This is a genomic window from Quadrisphaera sp. DVD1, from assembly GCF_058932755.1.
The window spans coordinates 1-7873 of record NZ_JBZYWI010000140.1 but is presented as its reverse complement, the minus strand read 5'-3'; the positions used below and the strand labels follow the sequence as shown (position 1 = coordinate 7873).

The following is a 7873-nucleotide window of genomic DNA, read 5'->3' as shown; positions in this document are numbered from 1 at the left end:
GCTCCCGGGCGAGGTGCAGCGCCCACCACACCAGCGGCACCTGCAGCGGGAGGCGCCCGAGGGCGACGGCGCGGCGGGCGCCCCCGGCCCGCGGGGAGCGCAGCGCGGTGACGGCCATCTGCACGTTGGCGGGGTAGACCGCGACGAACAGCCCCGCGGTGGCCCAGGCGGCCGCCCGGCGGGTGCGGCGCGCCGCCAGCCCCGCCGCGCAGGCCAGCTCGGCCACGCCGGACCACAGCACCCACGGGCGGGGGTCGCCCAGGCGCCGCGGCACGATCCGCGCGTAGGGGCCCGGGGCGACGAGGTGGGCCAGTCCGGCGGCGGTCAGCAGCAGGGCCAGGGCCCGGCCGCCGGGAGGGGGCAGCGCCATGGCCCGATCCTGCCAGCCGCCGCCGCACCCGGCCCGCGGGCCCTCCGGGGGCGTGCTCCCGACTCGCGCCGGGCCGCCCCACCCAGCATGCTCCCGCGGTGACCGCTTCGCTCTCCTCCGCTCCCCCGTCGTCCGCGATCGCCGTCGAGCAGGGGCTGCCGCACCCCCTCGGCGCCACCCCCCGCGACGGCGGGCTGAACGTGGCCGTGTACTCCGAGACCGCCGACGCCGTCGAGGTCTGCCTCTTCGACGCCGACGACGCCGAGACCCGGGTGGCGCTGCCGGACCGCACCGGCCACGTCTTCCACGGCTTCCTCCCCGGCGTGGGGGTCGGGCAGCGCTACGGCCTGCGCGTCCACGGCCCGTGGGACCCGGCGAACGGCCTGCGCCACAACGCCGCGAAGCTGCTGCTGGACCCGCACGCGACCGCCGTCGACGGCGAGATCACCTGGGGCGAGGAGGTCTTCGGCCACCTGTTCGCCGACCCGAGCGCGATCAACACCGCCGACTCCGCGGCGTCCATGCCCCGCTGCGTGGTGACCGACCGCTCCTTCGACTGGGGCGAGGACCGCGCCCCGCGGATCCCGCTGTCCGAGACGGTCGTCTACGAGACCCACGTCAAGGGCCTGACCAAGCTGCACCCGGACGTTCCGGAGGAGATCCGGGGCACGTACAAGGCGCTGGGGCACCCGGCCATCACCGGCTACCTCACCGACCTCGGCGTGACGTCCGTCGAGCTGCTGCCGGTGCACCAGTTCGTCCAGGACTCCCACCTGCTGGAGAAGGGCCTGCGCAACTACTGGGGCTACAACTCCATCGGCTTCCTGGCCCCGCACGCCGACTACAGCTCCTCGGGCACCGCCGGCGAGCAGGTGGCCGAGTTCAAGGAGATGGTCAAGGCGCTGCACGCCGCCGGCCTGGAGGTGATCCTCGACGTCGTCTACAACCACACCGCCGAGGGCAACCACATGGGCCCGTCGCTCTCCCTCAAGGGCATCGACAACGGCTCGTACTACCGCCTCGTCGACGAGGACCGCCAGCACTACTTCGACACCACCGGCACCGGCAACAGCCTCAACGTGGGCCACCCCGCCGGGCTCCAGCTGATCATGGACTCGCTGCGCTACTGGGTGACCGAGATGCACGTCGACGGCTTCCGCTTCGACCTGGCCACCACCCTGACCCGCCAGGGCGGCGACATGGACGTGCACAGCGCCTTCCTCGACCTGTGCCACCAGGACCCGGTGCTCGCGCCGGTCAAGCTCATCGCCGAGCCGTGGGACACCGCCGGCTACCAGGTGGGCGGCTTCCCGGCCCGCTGGTCGGAGTGGAACGGCAAGTTCCGCGACGGCGTCCGCGACTTCTGGCGCGGCGCCGAGGGCAGCCTGGGCGAGCTGGCGCTGCGGATGACCGGCAGCCCCGACATCTACGTCCACGGGCGCCGCGACCCGGTCGCCAGCGTCAACTTCATCACCGCCCACGACGGCTTCACCCTCGCCGACCTGACCGCGTACAACGAGAAGCACAACGCGGCCAACGGCGAGGGCAACAACGACGGCGAGAGCGACAACCGCTCCTGGAACTGCGGCGCCGAGGGCACCTCCGAGGACCCGGAGATCTGCGCCCTGCGGGACCGCCAGCGGCGCAACCTGCTCGCCACGCTGATGCTCAGCGCGGGCGTGCCGATGCTCCTCGGCGGCGACGAGATCGGCCGCACCCAGGGCGGCAACAACAACGCCTACTGCCAGGACGACGAGATCTCCTGGTTCGACTGGGCGGGCGCCGACACGGACCTCCTGGCCTTCACCAAGAAGCTCATCGCCCTGCGGCGCGAGCACCCGGCGCTGCGCCCCAAGCACTACCTGCCCGGGCGCGACGACGCCGACGACGACGCCGACGGCCACATCGTCATGCGGCGCGCCGACGGCCCGGAGATGACCGACGCCGACTGGGGCGACGCCGTGGCCAAGGCCCTGGCCGTGCAGGTCGCCGGACCGACGGCCGAGGGCGGCGACGAGGCCGAGGAGCTGCTCATCCTCCTCAACGCCTCCGGCGGCCCGGTGGAGTTCGGCGCCGTGGCCGAGCGCAAGCGCGCCAAGCGCTGGCAGCTGCTCCTCAGCACCGACCCCGAGCAGCGCCTGGACTCCCGTCTGGCGGCCGGCAAGCCCGTCCGTCTGAGGGACCACTCGCTCGCCGTGCTGCGCCGCGAGGCCGAGGAGGCGTAGGAAGGGCGGGTGACCCTGCCCGTCGTCCCCCCGGTGGCCCCGATGCTGGCTCGCGCCGTGCCCGAGGTGCCCGAGCCCGACGCGGTCGCCGGGGGGCTGCTGTACGAGCCCAAGTGGGACGGCTTCCGCTGCCTCGTCTTCCGCGACGGCGACGAGGTGGTGCTCGGCAGCCGCGGGGAGAAGCCGCTCACCCGGTACTTCCCCGAGGTCGTCGCCGCGGTGCTCGAGCAGCTGCCGGAGCGCTGCGTCGTCGACGGCGAGGTGGTGCTGCGGGCCGGGGAGAGCGGCGCCGAGCACCTGGACTGGGACGCGCTCACGCAGCGGATCCACCCCGCCGCCAGCCGGATCAGGCTCCTCGCCGAGACCACGCCGGCGTCCTTCGTCGCCTTCGACCTGCTCGCCCTGGGCGAGGAGGACCTGCGCCCGCTGCCCTTCGCCGAGCGCCGAGCGCGGCTGGAGGCGGCGCTGGCGGGCGTCCGGGCCCCCGTGCACCTGACCCGGGTCAGCGCGGACGCCGCCGAGGCGCGGCAGTGGCTCGCGCAGTTCGAGGGCGCGGGCCTGGACGGCGTCGTCGCCAAGCCCCTGGCGGCGGCGTACGCCGAGGGCAAGCGGGTGATGCTCAAGGTCAAGCACGCGCGCACCGCCGACGTGGTCGCGGTGGGCTACCGCGTGCACAAGAGCGGCACCGGGATCGGCTCGCTGCTCGTCGGCCTGCACGACGCCGACGGCGTCCTGCGCCAGGTGGGGGCCGTCTCGGCGTTCTCCACCGCGGTGCGCCGCTCGCTGGAGGAGGAGCTGCAGCCCCTGGTGCAGCGCGACGCCGACGGCGAGGTGGTGCGCGGGGTCGGCGAGCCCAACCGGTTCGCGCCGGCCGGCAAGGACACCTCGTGGGTGGTGCTGCGGCCCGAGCTCGTCCTGGAGGTGCGCTACGACCACCTCGAGGGCGACCGCTTCCGCCACGTGGCGCAGCTCGAGCGCTGGCGCCCGGACCGCGACCCGGCGTCGTGCACCTTCGAGCAGCTGGACCGCCCGGTGGCCTACGACCTCGACCGGGTGCTCACCGGCGGCGGCGCCGCGGGCACCGGCGAGGCCGGCCGGTAGCCTCGCCGCCGTGGCCGACACGATCATCCTGCTCACCGAGGAGCCGGTGCAGCGCACCGACGCCGAGCGCATCCTCGCCCTGCACGAGGGCGAGGAGCTCACCTACCGGGTGCTCGTCCCGGCCGACACCGAGCGCAACGTCCTCGCCGAGGTGGTCGACCGGCTCAGCCTGTTCCACCTGCGCGAGGCCCTGGACGCCGTCCGCGGCGACGACCCCTCTCCCGAGGCGGCGCGGGCCCAGGCCTCGGCGGTGCTCGAGGCGACGGTGGCCTCGCTGCGCGAGCACGGCCGCTCCGCCGACGGCGAGCTGACCGAGGACGACCCGCTGCCCGCGCTGGCCCGCGCGGTGGCCGAGCAGGGCGCCCGCGAGGTCGTCGTCGTCACCCGCCCCCGCGCCCTGGAGGACACCTTCCACCGCGACTGGGCCTCCCGGGCCCGCGACGAGCTGGGCGTGCCGGTGCTGCACGTCTACGGCGGGACGGCGTTCCTCGGCTGAGCCCGGGAACGCCCGGCCCAGCGGGCCTGTTGGTACCGGTATGAGCACCCCGAGCACGTCCACCGGCGCCTACCCCGTGACCAAGAGCGACACCGAGTGGCGCCAGCAGCTGTCCCGGGCGGAGTACCGGGTGCTGCGCGAGGCCGGCACCGAGCGCGCGTACACCGGCGAGTACACCGACACCGAGACGCCGGGCGTGTACTCCTGCCGCGCCTGCGGGCACGAGCTGTTCCGCAGCGAGACGAAGTTCCACAGCAACTGCGGCTGGCCGAGCTTCTACCAGCCGTCGGACGACGACGGCGTCGAGCTGATCACCGACCGCTCGATGGGCATGACCCGCACCGAGGTGCGCTGCGCGAGCTGCGGCTCCCACCTCGGCCACCTGTTCGAGGGTGAGGGCTTCGGCACCCCGACCGACCAGCGCTACTGCATCAACTCCATCAGCCTCACCCTGGAGCCGCAGGCCCCCGAGGCCTGACGCCACCGGCCGCTCTTCCGCACTTCTGCGGAGGAGTGCGGTTGGCAGACGGCTCGGGACCGCACTCCTCCGCAGGAGTGCGGTCCCGCAGCCCGCGGCGGGGTTGAGAGGATCGGGGGGTGAGCATCTCCCGCGCCGCCTGGTCCGAGCTCGACCCGACGACGGCGTACGCCATCGCCCGGCTGCGGGTCGACGTCTTCGTCGTCGAGCAGGCCTGCCCCTACCCCGAGCTCGACGGGCGCGACCTCGAGCCGACGACCGAGCACCTGTGGGTGCCCGGTCCGGGCGGGGAGGCCGTCGGCGCGTACCTGAGGGTCCTCGCCGGGCCTGCTGAGGTCGACGCCAGCGTCCGCCGGGTCGGGCGCGTGGTCACCGCCACCTCAGCGCGCGGCAACGGCCTCGCCGGTCTGCTCATGGACGACGTCCTCGCGCGCCACGGCGGCGCGCCGCTGGTGCTCGACGCCCAGGCGCACCTGGAGCACTGGTACGCCCGCTGGGGCTTCGCGGCATCGGGACCGCAGTTCCAGGAGGACGGCATCCCTCACGTCCCGATGCGCCGCTCCCCCGCCTGAGCCCGAGCGGTCAGTCCCTCCAGCCGAGCGCGCGCACGAGGAGCACGAGGCCGGTCACCACCACGACGCCGGCCAGCAGCGGCACCGCAGCGCGCAGCCGCCGGTGGGTGAGCGGCCGGGGGTCGTGCAGGACCCGCGCGGAGACCAGGCCGCCCAGGAGCAGCGCCAGGCCGCCGAAGCCGCCGGAGGACAGGCCCGCGAGCACGTACAGCACGAGCACGACCTGCTCGGCGCGCGCCAGCGGCCGCACGGCGGGCACGACGACGCCGTCCACCCGGACGGCTGGCGCCAGCTGCGACCACTGGAAGGCCCGCTCCAGCAGCACGCGGCCTCCGTCCGGCGCGAGGGCGACCCAGTTCCCCCAGCGGTCGCGCTCGAGGCGCTCGCCCTCGGCGTCCTCGAACCGCGGCTCGGAGCTCCACCACGCGCGCAGCACGACCGGCCGCGCCAGGTGCTCGGGCGCGTCCACGGTCAGCGCTCCCCCGAGCAGCCGCTCCATCGCACCCCTGCGCCGCTGGCCCACCCCGTGATCATGGGATCCGGGCGCCCCGCGAGGTACCGGGATCCCATGATCACGGCGGAGGTCCGCCCGGACGGGTCAGCGCTCGGCGCGCTGCGCCAGGGCCGCGGCGAGCATCGGCACGAGCGGCAGCGTCGGCACGAGCGTGGCCTGCACCGCGTGGTAGACGTCCGGCTTGCCGGCCCAGGTGCCGGTGGTCAGCGGCTGGTTGCTCTCGTCGAGCTCGTGGTGCCAGGAGCCGCGCTCGCGGTCGATGAAGAACCGCTCCGCGTGGGCCCACCACTGCTGGTAGCGGTCGGCGTAGGCCTGCTCGCCGGTCACCTGGTAGAGCGCCGCCGCGGCGCCGAGGCCCTCGGTGACCACCCAGTGCAGCCGGTTGCGCACGACCGGGGTGCCGTCGAAGTCCGTGGTGTAGACGAAGCCCTCCCGCCCGTCGGCGTCCCAGCCCTCGCGCACCGCGGTCTCGAACAGCCCCCGCGCGCCCTCGAGGAGCCACTCCGGCGCGCTGTCGCCCAGGGCGGCGCGCAGGTGCAGGCTCAGGCGCGACCACTCCAGCAGGTGGCCGGTGGTCACGCCGTAGGGGCGGAAGGGGTGCGCCCGGTCGTCGGTGTTGTAGTCCGGCAGCGGCTGCCAGTCGGCGTCGTAGTGCTCGGGCAGGCGCCAGCCGCTCTCGCGGGCCCAGCCGTCGACGACGCGCGCGAGGATCCGCTGGGCCCGCGCCCGCCAGCGCGCGTCCCCGGTGGCGTCGGCAGCGGTGAGCAGCGCCTCGACGGTGTGCATGTTCGCGTTGACGCCGCGGTAGGGCTCGAGCTCGGTGAAGGTGCGGTCCCACAGGTCCGCGACCATCCCCTGCTCCTCGCTCCAGAACCAGCGGTCCAGGACCTCGAGGGCCTCGTCGAGGAGCTCGCGAGCGCCGGGGCGGCCGGCGATCGTGGCGCTCGCGCCGGCCAGGACGACGAAGGCCGTCGGGTAGGCGCCCTTGGAGGTGTCCGAGCCCTCGGCCGCCGGGTCGCCGCTGGGGTCGAGCGCGGAGTACCAGCCGCCGTGCACCTCGTCGCGCAGCAGCCCGCGCAGCGCGGCGATCCCGGCGTCGGCCCGCTCGGCGTCGCCCGGGCGGCCCAGCAGGTGCCCGAGGGCGAAGACGTGGGTCATCCGGCAGGTGACCCAGGTCTGGATCGGCTGGTCGGCCTGCAGGACGCCGTCCTCGCCGAGCCAGCCGAAGCCGCCGGCGGGGTGCCGGCCGGCCACCGCGAAGTCGAGCAGCCGGTCGGTCTCGGCGCGCAGCCAGGCGCCGTCGGGGGCCGGCGGCTGGGGGGCCGCGGCGGTGGGGACGGCGGTGGGGGCGTCGGTCACAGGAGGTCCTCCACGATCTGGGTCAGCGGGGTGCGGCGGCCCGTGAAGAAGGGGACCTCCTCGCGCACGTGGCGGCGGGCCTCGGTGTTCCGCAGGTCGCGCATGAGGTCGACGATGCGGTGCAGCTCGTCGGCCTCGAACGCGAGCAGCCACTCGTAGTCGCCGAGCGCGAACGCCGCGACGGTGTTGGCGCGCACGTCCGGGTAGGGCATGGCGGCCAGCCCGTGGTCCTTGAGCATCTTGCGGCGCTCGGCCTCGGGCAGCAGGTACCACTCGTAGGACCGCACGAAGGGGTACACGTTGACGTACTGCCGGGGCTCCTCGCCGGCCATGAACGCCGGCATGTGGCCGCGGTTGAACTCCGCCGGGCGGTGGATGCCGACCGAGGACCACACCGGGGCGAGCAGCGAGCCGAGCTCGGTGCGGCGCAGACGGCGGTAGGCCTCCTGGACGAGCTCGACGGTCGGCGCGTGCCACCAGACCATGAGGTCGGCCTCGGCGCGCATCCCCGACAGGTCGTACAGCCCGCGCACCTGCAGGTCGCGGGCTCCCAGGTCGGCCAGCAGCTCCTCCACCTCAGCCACGACGGCGGCGCGGTCGGCGTCCGGCGGCAGGTGCTCCTCCACCGCGAAGACGGACCACATCGTGTAGCGGATGCTGGCGTTGAGGGCCTCGGTGTCGGGGGCGGCGCCGGGTGCTGCGCCGGGGGCGGGTGCGGAGCTCATGGCGCCATCCTCCCGCGCGCACCGGACGCCGGC

The 7873-nt window shown here is 74.9% G+C and carries 9 protein-coding genes; 5 read left to right on the top strand and 4 right to left on the bottom strand.

Features of this window, described 5'->3' with window-relative positions; genetic code table 11:
• Window positions 1-370: DoxX family protein (locus tag AC5FZL_RS13720; protein ID WP_493619447.1), on the bottom strand; the 370-nt coding region annotated here is incomplete at its 3' end.
• A 98-nt stretch (window positions 371-468) separates the two neighbouring features.
• On the opposite strand from AC5FZL_RS13720, the gene glgX reads away from it, so the two are divergent.
• The 5 genes from glgX to AC5FZL_RS13695 all read left to right on the top strand — a co-directional run bounded on the left by glgX (window position 469) and on the right by AC5FZL_RS13695 (window position 5242).
• On the top strand, window positions 469-2595 hold the full coding sequence (glgX, locus tag AC5FZL_RS13715; RefSeq protein ID WP_493619446.1) for a glycogen debranching protein GlgX: 2127 nt from the start codon (window positions 469-471) through the stop codon (window positions 2593-2595).
• A 42-nt stretch (window positions 2596-2637) separates the two neighbouring features.
• Window positions 2638-3696, top strand: a complete 1059-nt coding sequence (locus AC5FZL_RS13710) for an ATP-dependent DNA ligase (protein WP_493619448.1) — start codon at window positions 2638-2640, stop codon at window positions 3694-3696.
• Between the two features lie 10 nt (window positions 3697-3706).
• A complete protein-coding gene (locus tag AC5FZL_RS13705; protein WP_493619445.1) occupies window positions 3707-4192 on the top strand; it encodes a hypothetical protein in 486 nt (161 codons plus the stop codon).
• Window positions 4193-4232: 40 nt separating this feature from the next.
• Window positions 4233-4670: a peptide-methionine (R)-S-oxide reductase MsrB gene (gene msrB / locus AC5FZL_RS13700; protein ID WP_493619444.1), complete on the top strand. Its 438-nt coding sequence runs from the start codon at window positions 4233-4235 to the stop codon at window positions 4668-4670.
• Between the two features lie 119 nt (window positions 4671-4789).
• Window positions 4790-5242 (top strand): GNAT family N-acetyltransferase, encoded by a 453-nt coding sequence (locus AC5FZL_RS13695; protein WP_493619443.1) that lies wholly within the window; start codon window positions 4790-4792, stop codon window positions 5240-5242.
• Between the two features lie 10 nt (window positions 5243-5252).
• Here AC5FZL_RS13695 and AC5FZL_RS13690 read toward each other — a convergent pair whose 3' ends face one another.
• The 3 genes from AC5FZL_RS13690 to hemQ all read right to left on the bottom strand — a co-directional run bounded on the left by AC5FZL_RS13690 (window position 5253) and on the right by hemQ (window position 7840).
• The gene (locus AC5FZL_RS13690) at window positions 5253-5765 is read right to left on the bottom strand and encodes a hypothetical protein (protein WP_493619442.1); all 513 of its coding nucleotides are present in this window, start codon (window positions 5763-5765) and stop codon (window positions 5253-5255) included.
• A 75-nt stretch (window positions 5766-5840) separates the two neighbouring features.
• Window positions 5841-7115: an AGE family epimerase/isomerase gene (locus AC5FZL_RS13685; RefSeq protein ID WP_493619441.1), complete on the bottom strand. Its 1275-nt coding sequence runs from the start codon at window positions 7113-7115 to the stop codon at window positions 5841-5843.
• On the bottom strand, window positions 7112-7840 hold the full coding sequence (hemQ, locus tag AC5FZL_RS13680) for a hydrogen peroxide-dependent heme synthase (protein WP_493619440.1): 729 nt from the start codon (window positions 7838-7840) through the stop codon (window positions 7112-7114). The genes AC5FZL_RS13685 and hemQ overlap by 4 nt, the downstream gene beginning before the upstream one ends.
• Window positions 7841-7873: the final 33 nt, after the last annotated feature.